Origin of the sequence: Antarcticimicrobium luteum, from assembly GCF_004358185.1 — a bacterium.
Taxonomy (GTDB): Bacteria; Pseudomonadota; Alphaproteobacteria; order Rhodobacterales; family Rhodobacteraceae; genus Antarcticimicrobium; species Antarcticimicrobium luteum.
The window spans coordinates 83,555-98,379 of record NZ_SMUV01000063.1; the positions used below are offsets into that span (position 1 = coordinate 83,555).

The following is a 14,825-nucleotide window of genomic DNA, read 5'->3' on the forward strand; positions in this document are numbered from 1 at the left end:
GGGCCCTCCGGGCGCGGACACCGGACCACCCACCAGCAACAAGGCGGACGCGATGCCTCTCACCCTTTCCGACATCCTCGCCGCCCGGCAGGTCATTCACGGCGTGGCCGATGCCACGCCTTTCGTGCCGTCGCCCTTCATGACGGCGCAGGCCGGGCAGGAGGTTCTGCTCAAGCTGGAGAACATGCAGCCGATCGGCGCCTTCAAGCTGCGCGGCGCGATGAACGCGGTGATGGCGCTGCCCGGGGACGCCCCCGGCGTGACCTGCTGTTCCACCGGCAATCACGGGCGCGGCGTGGCCTATGCGGCGGCGCGGCGCGGGCTGCGGGCGGTGATCTGCATGTCGGCGCTGGTGCCGCAGGCCAAGGTCGACGGCATCCGCGCGCTGGGGGCCGAGGTGCGGATCTGCGGCACCAGCCAGGACGAGGCGCAGCAAGAGTGCCTGCGGCTGGTGGCGGCGGAGGGGCTGGTCGAGATTTCCCCGTTCGACGACGCCCGCGTGATCGCCGGGCAGGGCACCATCGGGCTTGAGATGATGGCGGCGCGGCCCGATCTGGACATGATCCTGGTGCCGCTGTCGGGCGGCGGGCTGGCCGCCGGGGTGGCGTTGGCGGCGAAATCGGTGAACCCGGGCGTCCGGGTGATCGGCATCACCATGGACCGGGGCGCCGCGATGCACCTGTCGCTGGCCGCCGGCCACCCGGTCGAGGTCGATGAGGTGCCCAGCCTCGCCGACAGTCTGGGCGGCGGTATCGGCCTGGAGAACCGGCTCAGCTTTGCGCTCTGCCGCGCGCATCTCGACGGCACCGTTCTGGTGAGCGAGGAGGAGATCCGCGACGCCATGCAGGTGCTGTTCTACGAGGACAGGATCGTTGCCGAGGGGGGCAGTGTCGTGGGCCAGGCGGCGATGCTGGCGGGCAAGCTGCCGGCGCCAAAGGGGCCGGTCGGCACCATCGTCACCGGGCGCAACCTGGACATGGCCCTGTTCCACCGGCTGATGGCGGGCGAAGACGTGACGCTGGGCGATCTGGTGCTGAAGGGGAAACGCTATGGCGCATGATATCCGTATCGTCACCGAGACCGAGCTGCGCGGCGCGGTCCGGCTGGACCTGACCGCCGTCAACGTGATCGAGCGCGCCTTTGCCGCGCTGGCCTCGGGGCGCGTGGTGATGCCGCCGATCCTGTCGATGGAGCTGGCCGAGGCGAATGGCGAGGTGGACGTCAAGACCGCCTATATCCCCGGTTTCGACGGCTTCGCGATCAAGGTCAGCCCGGGGTTCTTCGACAACCCGAAACTCGGCCTGCCCAGCCTCAACGGGCTGATGATCCTGTTCTCGGCGAAAACCGGGCTGGTGCAGGCGGTGTTCCTCGACAACGGCTATCTGACCGACATCCGCACCGCCGCCGCCGGGGCGGTCGCCGCGCGTCATCTCGCCCCCGAGGTCGTCGAGACGGCGGGGGTGATCGGCACCGGGGTGCAGGCGCGGCTGCAGATGCAGGCGGCGCATCTGGTGCGCCCGTTCAAACGGGTCTTGGTGCATGGCCGCGATGCGGAAAAGGCGGCGGCCTGCGCCGGGGATCTGGCGCGCAGCCTGGGCATTCCCGCCGAGGTCGCCCCGGACGCCGCCGGGATGGTGGCGCAAAGCCAGCTTGTCGTGACCACCACGCCGGCGCGAGAGCCGGTGCTGATGGCCGACTGGCTGCATCCCGGGCTGCATGTCACCGCCATGGGGTCCGACCAGATCGGCAAGACCGAGATCGAGCCCGAAGCGCTGGTACGGGCCGACGCCTATGTCTGCGACCGGGTCAGCCAGTGCGAGGTTTCGGGCGAGCTGGAGGCGGCACTGGCCGCCGGCCTCTGGACCCGCGGCACGCCCGCCGAACTGGGCGAGGTGATCGCGGGCAAAAGGTCCGGGCGGCAGGCGCCGGAGGATATCACCATCGCCGATCTGACCGGCACCGGGGCGCAGGACACCGCCATCGCCAGCCACGTGATGCAGACCATCGGTGATATGGGCACGCTGATCCGCGCCTGATACAAGGCGCGGAGGAGATGTTTTGTCTCCCCGCCCGCATTCTGATAGGGGCGGGGGGCCCCGGGTCCGGGGCGCGGCGATCCCTTCGGAGAGGCGAGGCGACATGACACGACCCGACGCGCGCGACATCGAGATCCTCAAGGTGCTGTCCGAACAGGGGCGCATCACCAAGGCGGCGCTGGCCGACCGCGTCGGCCTGTCGCCAACGCCCTGCTGGAACCGGCAGAAGAAAATGGAGAAATCCGGTTTAATCGAAAGCTACAACGCGAGGATAGATCTGAAAAAACTGGCGCCGCATGTCACCGTCTTCGTGGCTGCGGAACTTTCCGATCATACCGCCGCCAGTTTCCGGGCCTTCGAGGCATCGGTGGCCGGATATGACGAGGTGGTCGGCTGCTGGGCGCTGGGCGGCGGCTATGACTACCTGCTCCAGATCGTCACCCGCGACATCAACGCCTATCAGCGCCTGATCGACGAGATGCTCGAGGCGCGGATCGGGCTGGCGCGGTACTTCACCTATGTGGTGACCAAACCGGTGAAGTCGGGCGGCATGCCGCCGCTCGATCTGCTGATGCGCGAAGAGGAATAGTCTCTTCCGGGCGCGCGCGGAGAGGAATCGTCTGCCCCCGGCGCCATATTCGGTCTCGATCATTTGCTTGCCCATGCCATCGTTCCCGGGAAACAAGGGAGTCACTGGCATGTCCGACACGGCAATCTCCGCGCGCAGGGACATTACCGACAAACGTCTGCTGCGCAGCTTTTCCTATATCGGCGGCAAATGGTGCGCCGCCGCCTCCGGCGAGACCTTTGCCGTCACCGACCCGGCCAGCGGCGATTTCCTTGCCGACGTGGCCAGCCTGTCGGCCGAGGAGAGCGCCGGCGCGGTCGAGGCCGCACAGGCCGCCTTTGCCGAATGGTCCGGCCTGCTGCCGCAGCAGCGCTCCGAGATCCTGCGCCGCTGGTTCGACCTGATGATCGCGCACAAGGAGGATCTGGCCCGCATCATGGTGTTGGAGCAGGGCAAACCGCTGTCCGAGGCGCGGGGCGAGATCGACTATGCCGCCGCCTTCGTCGAGTATTACGCCGAAGAGAGCAAACGCCCGAATATCGAAGGCGTGACCAGCCATTTGCCCGACGCCGAGGTCGAACTGTGGCTGGAGCCGATGGGCGTCGTCGCGCTGATCACACCGTGGAACTTTCCCGCCGCCATGCTCACCCGCAAGGCCGCCGCGGCGCTGGCCGCGGGCTGCACCGTGGTGGCGCATCCGGCCTCGGAAACGCCGTTGTCGGCGATCGCGCTGGCCGAACTGGCGGAACGCGCGGGGATGCCTGCGGGCGTGTTCAACATCGTGACCGGGCGCGCCAGCACGGTGGTACCGCCCTGGACCTCCAGCGCGCGTGTGCGGGCGCTCTCCTTCACCGGCTCGACCGAGGTCGGGCGCATCCTCTACCGTGACTCGGCCGCGACCATCAAGAAACTGGTGCTGGAACTGGGCGGCCACGCCCCGGTGATCGTGTTCAAGGGCGCCGATCTCGACGAGGCGGTGGCCGAGACCATCAAGGCGAAATTCGCCACCTCGGGTCAGGACTGCCTGGGCGCAAACCGCATCTATGTCGAACGTCCGATTTACGCCGAATTCTGTGCGAAATTCACCGAAGCCACCCGTGCCCTGACCCTTGGGCGGGGCATGGACGACCCCGACATCGGCCCGCTGATGAATGAAAATGCGGTGATGAAGCAGGAGGCCCATGTGGCCGACGCGCTGGAAAAGGGCGCAACGCTCGCCTGCGGCGGCAAACGCCATGCGCTGGGGCCGCTGTTCTACGAGCCCACCGTGCTGGCCGACGTGCCCGACAACGCCGCAATCATGCGCGAAGAGACCTTTGGCCCGGTCGCCCCCATCACGCCCTTCGACAGCGAGGAGGAGGTGATCGCGCGCGCCAATGACACCGAATACGGTCTGGTCGCCTATGTCCATTCGATGGACCCGCGCCGGATCTATCGGGTCAGCCGGGCGCTGCAATACGGCATGGTGGCGGTGAACCGCACCAAGGTCACCGGCGCGCCGATCCCGTTCGGCGGCACCAAGCAATCGGGGCTGGGCCGCGAGGGGGCGCGGTTGGGCATGCAGGAATTCATGGAGATCAAATACGTCTGCCGCGACTGGGCCTGAGCCGGCGGTGCGCTGAAACAGAAGAAAGGGAAAGACATGCTGAAAAACGATCAACTGGAACAGTGGGACCGCGAGAACTTCTTTCACCCCTCGACCCATCTGGCCGAATTTGCCCGGGGCAACGTGGCCCAGCGGGTGATCACCGGCGGCTCCGGCTGCCATATCGAGGATCGGGACGGCAACCGGCTGCTGGATGCCTTTGCCGGTCTCTATTGCGTCAACGTCGGCTACGGCCGGCAGGAGATCGCCGAGGCCATCGCGGCGCAGGCCCGCGAGTTGGCCTATTACCACGCCTATGTCGGCCATGGCACCGAGGCCAGCATCACCCTGGCCAAGATGGTGCTGGACCGCGCCCCCGATAACATGAGCAAGGTCTATTTCGGCCAGTCCGGCTCGGACGCGAACGAGACCAACATCAAGCTGGTCTGGTACTACAACAACATCCTCGGGCGGCCCGAGAAGAAAAAGATCATCAGCCGCTGGCGCGGCTATCACGGCTCGGGGCTGATGACCGGCTCGCTGACCGGGCTGGAGCTGTTCCACAAGAAATTCGACCTGCCGCTGAGTCAGGTGATCCACACCGAGGCGCCCTATTATTTCCGCCGTGACAACCTCGATCAGACCGAGGCGCAGTTCACCGCCCATTGCGTGGCCGAGCTTGAGGCGCTGATCGAACGCGAGGGCGCCGACACCATCGCCGCCTTTATCGGCGAGCCGGCGCTGGGCACCGGCGGGCTGGTGCCGCCGCCCGAGGGCTACTGGCCGGCGATCCAGGCGGTGCTGGACAAACACGACATCCTGCTGATCGCCGACGAGGTGGTGACCGGCTTTGGCCGCCTGGGCAGCATGTTCGGGTCGGACCACTACGGCATCCGCCCCGACATCATCACCATCGCCAAGGGGCTGACCAGCGCCTATGCGCCGCTGTCCGGCTCGATCGTGTCGGACAAGGTCTGGAAGGTGCTGGAGGACGGGACCGATGAATACGGGCCCATCGGCCATGGCTGGACCTATTCGGCGCATCCCATCGGGGCGGCGGCCGGGGTGGCCAACCTCAAGCTGATCGACGAGCTGAACCTGATTCGGAACGCGGGCGAGACCGGCGCCTATCTCAAGCGGGTGCTGACCGACGCGCTGGGCGATCACGCCCATGTGGGCGAGATCCGCGGCGAGGGGCTGCTCTGCGCGGTGGAGTTCGTCAAGGACCGGGGCAGCCGCAGCTTCTTTGAGGCCGGCGACAAGGTCGGCCCGACCGTGGCCGCCAAGCTGCTGGACGAGGGGGTGATCGGCCGCGCCATGCCGCAGGGCGATATCATCGGCTTCGCGCCGCCGTTCTGCCTGACCCGCGCGGAGGCCGACGAGATCGCCGGCAAGCTGATCAAGGCGGTGGCCGCTGCCGGGCTATAGGCCAAAGGGATCGCGCCGCATCGCGGCGCGGTCCGGTTCCGCGACCGGCGGGGGGCTGTCTTTCTGATCAGAAATCCCCGCCAGTTGCCTGGAGATGCTGGGTTTTTCCATTTATCCACAGGGCTGTTCGTGGTTTCGCGCCAAAGCTGAAATCAACCTTTGTCGTTTCCGCCAAAATCCTGCAGAATAAATAAAAAGCAATTTTTCGGTTGTCGGGCCAGGGGGCCGGTGAAATGAAAACAGGAATTGTTGTGATGGTTTTGTCACTTGCTGTCGCGGGATGCGGGCAGCGCTATGCCGACGCGTGGTATGCGCGCAAGGCGCAATGCTCGAATGGCGATTTCACCGCCTGTTCCGAGATCGGCCATCAGGCCCGTGCCGCGCAGGGCGGCACCACGCTGGAGCAGTCGCCCGCGTTTCAGGGTCCGCTGTCCACCCCGATCATCGACTGAGACCGCTGTCACCGGCGTGACGGAAAAACCTGTCACCGGCACGACAGAAAAAAGGGGCGCGCCGCAGCACGCCCCTTATCCGGGTTGGTCCGTCGCAATGGCCCTCAGTCGCGCACCCCGGCAAAGCGGGTCTGCCAGTCCTCGCGCTCGTCGTCGGTGATCTTGCGAAAGAGGTTGTCGGGTACGGTAAAGACGTGGCCGGCGGGCAGGGCAGAGAGGGCCTCGGCGACATCGCCGGGCCAAGCCGCGTCCTGCGCCCCCATCGCCTCCAGCATTTGCGTTGCCGCACCGGGGATGAAGGGCATCGACAGCACCGCGTAAAGCCGGATCAGGTTCAGCCCCAGCCGCACCTGTGCCGCCGCCTGCTCGGGATCCTCCTTGAAGGTGGCCCAGGGCGCGGCGGATTGCAGGTATTCGTTGCCGGCGACCCAGATCGCCCGCAGCTCCTGCGCCGATTTGCGCACCTCCATCGCCTCCATATGCCCCTCATAGGCGCGGATGCGGGTGGAAAGCTCTTCGATCAGGGTCTGTTCCCGGTCGCCGTATTCCCCGCCTTCCGGCACCGCCTCGCCGAACTTGGAGCGGCAGAATTTGGTGATCCGGCTGACGAAATTGCCCAGCACATCGGCCAGATCCTTGTTGACCGAGGTCTGGAAGTTTTCCCAGGTGAACTCGGCGTCCGAGCTTTCGGGCGCATGGCTCAGCAGCCACCAGCGCCAGTAGTCCGCCGGCAGGATCTCCAACGCCTGATCCATGAACACCCCGCGTCCGCGCGAGGTGCTGAACTGTCCGCCGTCATAGTTCAGATAGTTGAACGACTTGATGAAATCGACCAGCTTCCACGGCTCGCCCGAACCCAGCATGGTGCAGGGGAAGCTGAGCGTATGGAACGGCACGTTGTCCTTGCCCATGAACTGCACATAGCTCACGTCATCGGCGCCCTTGTCGGTGCGCCACCAGCGTTCCCAGTCCGCGCCCTTGCCGGCCTCGACCCATTCCTTGCCGCAGGCAATGTATTCGATGGGCGCGTCGAACCAGACGTAAAAGACCTTGCCGTCCATGCCGCTCCAGGGGGCGCCGTCGAATTGCACCGGAATGCCCCAGTTCAGATCGCGGGTGATGCCGCGATCCTGCAACCCGTCGCCGTCGGTCAGCCATTTCTTGGCGATCGAGGTGGTCAGCAGGGGCCAGCCTTCGCGGGTGTCGATCCATTCCTCAAGCTGATCCTTCATCTTCGATTGCAGCAGATAGAGGTGCTTGGTCTCGCGCATTTCCAGGTCGGTGGCGCCCGAGACGGTTGAGCGCGGGTTGATCAGGTCGACCGGATCGAGTTGCTTGGTGCAGTTGTCGCATTGATCGCCGCGGGCGTTTTCAAAACCGCAATTGGGGCAGGTGCCCTCGATATAGCGATCCGGCAGAAACCGCCCGTCGGTGGGCGAATACATCTGGGTTTCGCTGCGTTCCTCGATCAGGCCGTTCTCGTACAGCTTCACGGCGAGATGCTGGGTCAGGACGTGGTTCTGCGGGCTGGACGAGCGGCCGAAATGATCGAAGGACAGATGGAACCCCTTGGCGATCCCGGCCTGCACCTCGTGCATCTCGGCGCAATAGTCGGCGACCGGCTTGCCGGCCTTGGCGGCGGCCAGTTCGGCGGGCGTGCCATGCTCGTCGGTGGCGCAGAGGAACAACACCTCATTGCCGCGGCCGCGCTGGTAGCGGGCATAGAGATCGGCGGGCAGCTGCGAGCCGACCAGATTGCCCAGATGCTTGATCCCGTTGATGTAAGGGATTGCCGAGGTGATGAGAATTCGTGCCATTTCGTTCGTCGCCTTGCTGACTGCGCGGCGTGTGTACCTCAGGCATGCGGGGGCGTCACCCCCTGTCGTCATCGGCTTTCGTCACCCGGCGTCGTCCTTGTCGTCGCCGGTGTCGCGCTGGCGCCCGGTCAGCCGCCCGATCAGGAACGAGGTGCGCGGGCTGTAGACATAGGGGGTCCGCCGCGCCGTCGGCCGTGCCCGCATGCGCCACAGGCCAAAGCCGACCAGCAGCAGATGCGCGATCGAGATCAGCGTGAACATCGCCGACGGCCCGTAGGCGTCGATCAGCAGCGAGGCGACATAGGGTGCGGCGATGGCGCCGAGCGCAAAGTAGAACATCAGTGCGGCCGACAGCTCCACCCGCTCGGTCACCTCGGTGAAATCATGGGCATGGGCGGCCGAGACCGAGTAGATCGGAAAACTCATCAACCCGAAGAGGAAGGCCGCCCCCATCACCCCCCAGGTGCCGCTGTTCTCGGCCAGGATGGTGACCGCCGACGTGCCTATGGTCGCGGCCGACAGCCAGATCAGCACCCAGCGGCGGTCGAACTTGTCCGCCAGCCAGCCGACCGGGTATTGCGCCAGCGCGCCGCCCAGAACCCAGGCGGCGAGAAAGGTGGCGATCTGATCGGTGCTCAGCCCGACCTCGCGGCCATAGACCGGCCCGACCATGCGGAAACTCGAGGAGGACAGCGCGGCGACCAGCACCCCGGCCACCGCCAGCGGCGAGCGCCGGATCGGCAGCCCGGGCCGCAGCCGCGGCGCGGCGGGGGTGTCGGGCTGCTGGACCCGCGTCAGCGTCAGCGGCAGCAGCGCGGCACAGCACAGAATGGCCAGGAAATTGTACGAAATATAGCTTGCCGGTTCGAGCACGCCAATCAGCAGCTGCGCCACCAGCGAGCCGGTCATGTCCACCACCCGGTAGACGGCCATGGTGCGCCCGCGGCTCTCGTTGGTGACCTTGGCCTGAAGCCAGGCCTCGATGATGGTGTAGCAGCCGGCGATGCACAGGCCCGTCGCCACCCGCATGATTGCCCAGGCGGTGGGGCTGACCACCAGCATATGCGCCAGCAGACCGATGGCGCCGGTGGCGGTAAAGGCGGCAAAGGCGCGCGAATGGCCGACCGTGCCCATCAGCCGCGGCGCCCACCAGCAGCCGATGAAGAAGCCCAGGAAATGCGACGAGCCGAGGATCCCGATCTGCGCGGTGGAGAATCCCAGCGTCAGCCCCGAGAGCGCGTCGAGCGGGCTGACCCCGCCCGATGACAGCTGCAGCAGAAGAACCGAGAGGAACAGGGCAGAGAAGGATATGATCAGGCGCATGACAGGGCCACAATGCCGCACCCCTCCGCGGTGTCGAGTGGTTTTTCGGATTTCCTGTCGCGGACGGGCGGCGCGGACGGGCGGCGCGTACGGGTTTCCGGGGGCGGGTCAGCCGCCCGCGTGCTCCCCGTGTCCTCCGTGCTCCCCGTGTCCCTCATGCCGGATCGCGTCCAGCCCGTCGCGGCCCGGGGCCAGCGTCCAGGCCCCGGGGGGGGCGGTGCGGGCACGCCGCCGCTCCAGGCGCCAGCGGCGCGCGGCGTCCGCATGGGCCGGGGCCATGTGCCAGCGGCTCTCGATTCCCTGCGCGCCGCCATTGCCGGGGGTCAGCAGCAGTCCCAGCGGCGCCGTGCCCCGCTCTGCTCCGGCCCCGGTCTCTGCCGCCAGATGCAGCCGCCGCACCGGGGTCAGCGCCGGCGGCGCGGGCAGCTCGGTCACCACCAGCGGCGCCGCGCCCGCGCGCAGCGCCTCCTCGGCGCACCACAGCAGATCCTGCGCCCGGCGCGGATGCACGAAGAGGAACCGGCCCGGATCGGCCCATTCCGCCATGCCGTCGGGGTTCAGCGCCGCGCGTTCCCAGCCCGGGGCGATCCACAGCACCGGGCCGGTGCTGTGGCCGGCCAGCCACAGGGCAAAGGTCCAGCGCGCGGGGCCGCAGACCTCATGCGCCCGGGCGCGCGACAGCGCGATCCCGTCCCGCAGCACGAGTTGCGGGCGCTTGCGCTCGGGCGCGCGGGTGAGCAGGTGAGTCGGCATGGGGAAAGTATAAAATGTTCACCCAATGTTCTCAATCCGTCCTGTGCGCTGGCGCCCGGCCGTCAATCCCGCGGCCGGGTTTGCCGAACAGATGAACAGTCGGCCTGCCGCGCGGGCGTTCGGTCCCGCTTCGGGTTGCTCCCGGCGCCCCAGCCGTTAGGGTCCGTCCGAGCCAAACCGAGGACACCCCATGAAGATGAACCCGCTGGGCCGCACCGGCCTGACCGTATCCGAACTGTGCCTGGGCACCATGACCTTCGGCACCCAGACCTCTGAGGCAGAGGGGCACGCCCAGATCGACCGGGCGCTGGCCGACGGCATCAACTTCATCGACACCGCCGAGATGTACCCGGTGAACCCGGTCAGCAAGGAGACCGTCGGCCGCACCGAAGAGATCATCGGCACCTGGAACGCCGCCAATCCCGCCCGGCGGGGCGATTTCATCCTGGCCACCAAGCATTCGGGCGAGGGGATGCAGCACGTCCGCGACGGCGCACCGATCAGCGCCGCAACGATCCCGCAGACGATCGAAGCCTCGCTGCGGCGGCTGCGGACCGAATATATCGACCTCTACCAGTTCCACTGGCCGAACCGTGGCAGCTACATGTTCCGCAGGAACTGGAGCTATGACCCCTCCGGCCAGAACCGGGAGGAGACTCTGGCCAATATGGAGGCCTGTCTGGACGCCCTGCAAACCCAGGTGGACAAGGGAAATATCCGCCACTTCGGCCTGTCGAACGAGAGTGCCTGGGGCACCGCGCAATGGTTGCGGCTGGCCGAGCGGACGGGTGGTCCCCGCGTCGCCTCGATCCAGAACGAATATTCGCTGATGTGCCGGCTCTATGACACCGATCTGGCCGAGCTGAGCGTCAACGAGGATGTCGGCCTGCTGGCATTCTCGCCGCTGGCCGCCGGACTGCTGACCGGGAAATACCAGGCCGGCGCGGTGCCCGAAGGCTCGCGCATGTCGCTGGTGCCGGAGTTGGGCGGGCGCAAGGGGCCGCGCGCCTTTGCGGCGGTCGCGGCCTATCTTGAGATCGCCGAACGCCACGGGCTGGACCCGGTGCATATGGCGCTGGCCTGGTGCCGCACCCGGCCGTTCATGGCCTCGGCCATTTTCGGCGCGACGCGGATGGAGCAGCTGGACCGCGCGCTGGGGTCGGTCGAGGTGGTGCTGAGCGATGCGGTTCTGGCCGAGATCGACGCCGCGCACCGGGCGCATCCGATGCCCTATTGAAGCCCGCCGCCGCGGCCTGTCGCCGGCGCGCATTGTCGAAGAGCAGAACGGATCAGGGCGCGATCCCGAGCTGTCCGCGGGCGGCGCGCAGGGCGCGCGCCGACTGGCCGTGGGCGGCGCGAAAGGCGCGGGAAAAGCTGGATTGCGCGCCGAACCCGGTGGCCAGCGCCACATCCATCAGCGTCATGTCGGTATCGGTGACCAGCCGCAGCGCCTCGGTCAGGCGAAGCCCGAGGAAATGGGCCTGCGGCGTCGTGTTCAGCCGGGCGCGGAACTGCGCCTCAAGCGTGCGGGGGCTGGTGCCACAGCGGTGGGCGATCGCGGCGATCGGCAGCGGCGCGTCGAGCGTCTGTTCCATCAGCGCGCTGGCCCGCTGGGTCAGCGGCGAATGGCGCGGATCGCCGCCGGCGCGGCGCTGAGCACGGGCCGGATCGGCCGGGCTGTCGTGGATGAAAAGTCCGGCGACCCGGGCCGAGAGCGCCGCGCCGTGGCGGGCGCGGATCAGGTGCAGCATCATGTCGATGGCCGGCAAGGCGCCGCCGCAGGTCATCCGGGGGCCGTCGATATGGAAGCGGTCCTGCAGCACGCGGACCTCGGGGAAACGGGTGGCGAGGCGCTCCAGATCCTCCCAATGGGTGGTGGCGCCGCGGAAGTCGAGCAGCCCGGCGGAGGCCAGCAGCCAGGGGCCGCCGTCGATGCCGCCGACGGTGGCGCCGGTGGCGGCGATCCGGCGCAGGCTGGCGCGCAGCGCCGGGGTGTCGTGGCGGTCGATGCCGAAGCCCGCGACCACCAGCAACAGATCGCAGCGGTCGAGCCGCGACAGTGCCTCGCCCGGCACGTCGATGCCGCTGGTTAGCCGTGCGGGCGGGCCCTCGGCGGTGATATAGCGCCAGTCGAACAGCCGCCGCCCGGCCAGCCGGTTGGCCGCGCGCATCGGATCGACCGCGGCGGCAAGCGCCAGCATGTTGCTGTCCTCCAGCACCAGGATCGCGGTTTTCAGCGGCGCATCGGCGGGGGCAAAGATGTTTTTTGCGGATTTCATCAATTTTTCTGCGTATCACGTAAATATTCAGGGGCCAAGCCGCGTCATGCTTGCCCCGAACCAAAGGAGGGCGCGAAATGCCGCTTGCCATGAACCGCGAGGTTTTCATCACCTGTGCCGTCACCGGATCGGGTGGCAGCCAGGACCGCAGCCCGCATGTGCCGCGCAGCCCCGCCCAGATCGCCGAGAGCGCAATCGATGCGGCGCGCGCGGGCGCGGCGGTGGTGCATTGCCATGTGCGAGACCCGGAGACCGGGGCGCCGAGCCGGAAACTCGAATATTATCGCGAGGTTACCGAGCGCATCCGCGAGGCGGAGGTGGATGTGGTCCTCAACCTCACCGCCGGGATGGGCGGCGATATCGTCTTCGGCAGCCCCGAGCGGCCGTTGCCGCTGAACGAGGCCGGCACAGACATGGCCGGCGCGGCGGAGCGGGTCGAGCATATCGCCCAATGCCTGCCGGAGATCTGCACGCTGGATTGCGGCACGATGAATTTCGCCGAGGCGGACTATGTGATGACCAACACGCCGGGCATGTTGCAGGCGATGGGCCGGATGATGACCGCGCTGGGGGTGAAGCCGGAGATCGAGGCCTTTGACACCGGGCACCTTTGGTATGCGAAACAGCTCGTCAAGGACGGTATCCTCGACAGCCCCGCGCTGGTGCAGCTTTGTATGGGAGTGCCCTGGGGCGCGCCGGACGACCTCAATACCTTCATGGCGATGGTCAACAACGTGCCCGACGACTGGACCTTTTCCGCCTTCGGGCTGGGGCGCAACCAGATGGCCTATGTCGCCGCCAGCGTGCTGGCGGGCGGCAATGTGCGCGTCGGGCTGGAGGATAACCTTTGGCTGGGCAAGGGGGTGCTGGCGACCAATGCGCAGCTGGTTGAACGCGCGGTCGGGATCATCGAGAACATGGGGGCGCGGGTGATCGGACCGCAAGCGGTGCGCGACAAGCTGGGGCTGGTGAAACGGGCACCGGCGGCGCTGTGACGCGGCTGGATCGAACGGGACAGGGAGAACCGGCATGAGCAAGGTGGCAACCATCCTCGGCGGGGGCGTGATCGGCGGCGGATGGGCCGCGCGCTTCCTTTTGAACGGCTGGGACGTGCGGGTCTTCGATCCCGATCCGGAAGCAGAGCGCAAGATCGGCGAGGTGCTGGCCAATGCGCGCCGCTCCTTGCCGGGGTTGAGCGATGTGGCGCTGCCGCCGGAGGGGGCGTTGAGCTTTCATTCCGACATGGCCGAGGCGGTCGCCGGGGCCTCCTGGATTCAGGAGAGCGTGCCGGAGCGGCTGGAGCTGAAGCATAAGGTGCTCACGCAGGTGCAGGCGGTCTGCGATCCGACCGCCGTGATCGGCTCCTCCACCTCGGGGTTCAAGCCCAGCGAATTGCAGCAGGGCGCGGCGCGACCGGAACAGATCGTCGTCACCCATCCGTTCAATCCGGTCTATCTGCTGCCGCTGGTGGAACTGGTGGCGAGCCCGGCCAACCCCGCCGACAGGGTGGCGGGCGCCAAGGCCACGCTCGAATCCCTCGGCATGTTCCCGCTGCATGTCCGCAAGGAGATCGACGCCCATATCGCCGACCGGCTGCTGGAGGCGGTCTGGCGCGAGTCGCTCTGGCTGGTGAAGGACGGCGTCGCCACAACGGCGGAGATCGACGAGGCGATCCGCATGGGCTTTGGCCTGCGTTGGGCGCAGATGGGGTTGTTCGAGACCTACCGCGTGGCCGGCGGCGAGGCCGGGATGAAACATTTCATGGCCCAATTCGGCCCCTGCCTGCAATGGCCCTGGACCAAGCTGATGGATGTGCCGGAGTTCACCGAGGAGCTGGTCGATCTGATCGCCGGGCAGTCCGACGCGCAATCGGGGCATATGAGCATTCGCGAACTGGAGCGGCAACGCGACGACAACCTTGTCGGCATCCTGCGGGCGCTGAAGGCGCAGGGCTGGGGCGCGGGCGCCGTGCTGGGCGCGCAGGATGTGCGGCTGAAGGCAGGCAGCGACCTGACCGGCTATGCCGAGGAGATGGGCGATGTGTCCCAACCCATCGTCACCCTGCGCCGGGCGGTGCCGCTCGACTGGACCGATTACAACGGCCACATGAACGAGAGCCGGTATCTGCAGGCCTTTTGCGATGCCTCCGACCGGTTCATGGAGCTGGTGGGTTGCGATGCCGACTATATCGCCTCCGGCGGCAGCTATTTCACCGCCGAGACGCACATCCGCCATCTGGCCGAGGCCCATGCGGGCGATGTGATCGAGGTGCGTACGCATCTGCTGATGGGGCAGGGCAAGAAAATGCACCTCTTCCACACCATGTATCGCGGCGACGAAGCGGTGGCGACCGGCGAGCATATGCTGATCCATGTCAGCCTTGAGACCCGCCGCTCATCGCCGCCCTCGGCGCGGATCGAGGCCAATATGGCGCGGATCGCAGCGGCGCATGGCGCGTTGCCGCTGCCCGAGGGGGCGGGCCGCTTTATCGGGGCGCCGCGGTAGGGGGCAGGTTCACCGGAACGGACGCCTCTGTTTCGGAACCGTTCAAGTCTGTTCCGGCGCTTGCGCGTCTCTCGGCGAT

Annotated in this window: 13 protein-coding genes; 9 read left to right on the plus strand and 4 right to left on the minus strand. The window is 67.3% G+C overall.

The features are described from left to right. Positions 1-52: 52 nt before the first annotated feature. The 6 genes from eutB (at position 53) to E1832_RS09865 (ending at position 6,069) form a co-directional block, all read left to right on the plus strand. Positions 53-1,060 carry a hydroxyectoine utilization dehydratase EutB gene (gene eutB, locus E1832_RS09840; RefSeq protein ID WP_133359572.1) on the plus strand — a complete coding sequence of 336 codons (1,008 nt, stop codon included), beginning with the start codon at positions 53-55 and terminating at the stop codon, positions 1,058-1,060. Beyond that, a complete protein-coding gene (locus E1832_RS09845) occupies positions 1,050-2,036 on the plus strand; it encodes a cyclodeaminase (protein WP_133359573.1) in 987 nt (328 codons plus the stop codon). Before eutB ends, E1832_RS09845 begins: the two co-directional genes overlap by 11 nt. Before the next feature lie 103 nt (positions 2,037-2,139). Beyond that, entirely contained in the window at positions 2,140-2,625 is a 486-nt protein-coding gene (locus E1832_RS09850) for an Lrp/AsnC family transcriptional regulator (protein ID WP_133359574.1), read from the plus strand. A 109-nt stretch (positions 2,626-2,734) separates the two neighbouring features. Beyond that, positions 2,735-4,210 (plus strand): NAD-dependent succinate-semialdehyde dehydrogenase, encoded by a 1,476-nt coding sequence (locus E1832_RS09855; RefSeq protein ID WP_133359575.1) that lies wholly within the window; start codon positions 2,735-2,737, stop codon positions 4,208-4,210. 36 nt (positions 4,211-4,246) lie between these two features. After that, positions 4,247-5,617 (plus strand): aspartate aminotransferase family protein, encoded by a 1,371-nt coding sequence (locus E1832_RS09860; RefSeq protein WP_133359576.1) that lies wholly within the window; start codon positions 4,247-4,249, stop codon positions 5,615-5,617. Between the two features lie 254 nt (positions 5,618-5,871). Further along, positions 5,872-6,069: a hypothetical protein gene (locus E1832_RS09865; protein ID WP_133359577.1), complete on the plus strand. Its 198-nt coding sequence runs from the start codon at positions 5,872-5,874 to the stop codon at positions 6,067-6,069. 104 nt (positions 6,070-6,173) lie between these two features. Here E1832_RS09865 and metG read toward each other — a convergent pair whose 3' ends face one another. The 3 genes from metG to E1832_RS09880 form a co-directional block, all read right to left on the minus strand. Beyond that, positions 6,174-7,886 carry a methionine--tRNA ligase gene (gene metG / locus E1832_RS09870; RefSeq protein WP_133359578.1) on the minus strand — a complete coding sequence of 571 codons (1,713 nt, stop codon included), beginning with the start codon at positions 7,884-7,886 and terminating at the stop codon, positions 6,174-6,176. 81 nt (positions 7,887-7,967) lie between these two features. After that, positions 7,968-9,209: an MFS transporter gene (locus E1832_RS09875; RefSeq protein WP_133359579.1), complete on the minus strand. Its 1,242-nt coding sequence runs from the start codon at positions 9,207-9,209 to the stop codon at positions 7,968-7,970. A 108-nt stretch (positions 9,210-9,317) separates the two neighbouring features. Beyond that, on the minus strand, positions 9,318-9,962 hold the full coding sequence (locus E1832_RS09880; protein WP_133359580.1) for an ImuA family protein: 645 nt from the start codon (positions 9,960-9,962) through the stop codon (positions 9,318-9,320). A gap of 190 nt (positions 9,963-10,152) precedes the next feature. Here E1832_RS09880 and E1832_RS09885 point away from each other — a divergent pair, with 190 nt between their 5' ends. Continuing rightward, positions 10,153-11,199: an aldo/keto reductase gene (locus tag E1832_RS09885; protein ID WP_133359581.1), complete on the plus strand. Its 1,047-nt coding sequence runs from the start codon at positions 10,153-10,155 to the stop codon at positions 11,197-11,199. Positions 11,200-11,251: 52 nt separating this feature from the next. On the opposite strand, the gene E1832_RS09890 is transcribed toward E1832_RS09885, so the two are convergent. Then, positions 11,252-12,241 carry a GlxA family transcriptional regulator gene (locus E1832_RS09890; RefSeq protein WP_133359582.1) on the minus strand — a complete coding sequence of 330 codons (990 nt, stop codon included), beginning with the start codon at positions 12,239-12,241 and terminating at the stop codon, positions 11,252-11,254. 77 nt (positions 12,242-12,318) lie between these two features. On the opposite strand from E1832_RS09890, the gene bcoG reads away from it, so the two are divergent. Beyond that, positions 12,319-13,236, plus strand: coding sequence for a 3-dehydrocarnitine:acetyl-CoA trimethylamine transferase BcoG (gene bcoG / locus E1832_RS09895; protein ID WP_133359583.1), 918 nt, complete (start codon positions 12,319-12,321; stop codon positions 13,234-13,236). A 34-nt stretch (positions 13,237-13,270) separates the two neighbouring features. Further along, positions 13,271-14,746: a carnitine 3-dehydrogenase gene (locus E1832_RS09900; RefSeq protein WP_133359584.1), complete on the plus strand. Its 1,476-nt coding sequence runs from the start codon at positions 13,271-13,273 to the stop codon at positions 14,744-14,746. Positions 14,747-14,825 lie beyond the last annotated feature (79 nt).

Bases quoted from the DNA above. Each gene is read 5' to 3' on its own strand.
- E1832_RS09890 (WP_133359582.1), bottom strand. From the start codon at position 12,241: ATGAAATCCGCAAAAAACATCTTTGCCCCCGCCGATGCGCCGCTGAAA.
- E1832_RS09855 (WP_133359575.1), top strand. From the start codon at position 2,735: ATGTCCGACACGGCAATCTCCGCGCGCAGGGACATTACCGACAAACGT.
- E1832_RS09900 (WP_133359584.1), top strand. From the start codon at position 13,271: ATGAGCAAGGTGGCAACCATCCTCGGCGGGGGCGTGATCGGCGGCGGA.
- metG (WP_133359578.1), bottom strand. From the start codon at position 7,886: ATGGCACGAATTCTCATCACCTCGGCAATCCCTTACATCAACGGGATC.
- E1832_RS09865 (WP_133359577.1), top strand. From the start codon at position 5,872: ATGGTTTTGTCACTTGCTGTCGCGGGATGCGGGCAGCGCTATGCCGAC.
- E1832_RS09885 (WP_133359581.1), top strand. From the start codon at position 10,153: ATGAAGATGAACCCGCTGGGCCGCACCGGCCTGACCGTATCCGAACTG.
- E1832_RS09850 (WP_133359574.1), top strand. From the start codon at position 2,140: ATGACACGACCCGACGCGCGCGACATCGAGATCCTCAAGGTGCTGTCC.
- E1832_RS09875 (WP_133359579.1), bottom strand. From the start codon at position 9,209: ATGCGCCTGATCATATCCTTCTCTGCCCTGTTCCTCTCGGTTCTTCTG.
- E1832_RS09860 (WP_133359576.1), top strand. From the start codon at position 4,247: ATGCTGAAAAACGATCAACTGGAACAGTGGGACCGCGAGAACTTCTTT.
- bcoG (WP_133359583.1), top strand. From the start codon at position 12,319: ATGCCGCTTGCCATGAACCGCGAGGTTTTCATCACCTGTGCCGTCACC.
- eutB (WP_133359572.1), top strand. From the start codon at position 53: ATGCCTCTCACCCTTTCCGACATCCTCGCCGCCCGGCAGGTCATTCAC.
- E1832_RS09845 (WP_133359573.1), top strand. From the start codon at position 1,050: ATGGCGCATGATATCCGTATCGTCACCGAGACCGAGCTGCGCGGCGCG.
- E1832_RS09880 (WP_133359580.1), bottom strand. From the start codon at position 9,962: ATGCCGACTCACCTGCTCACCCGCGCGCCCGAGCGCAAGCGCCCGCAA.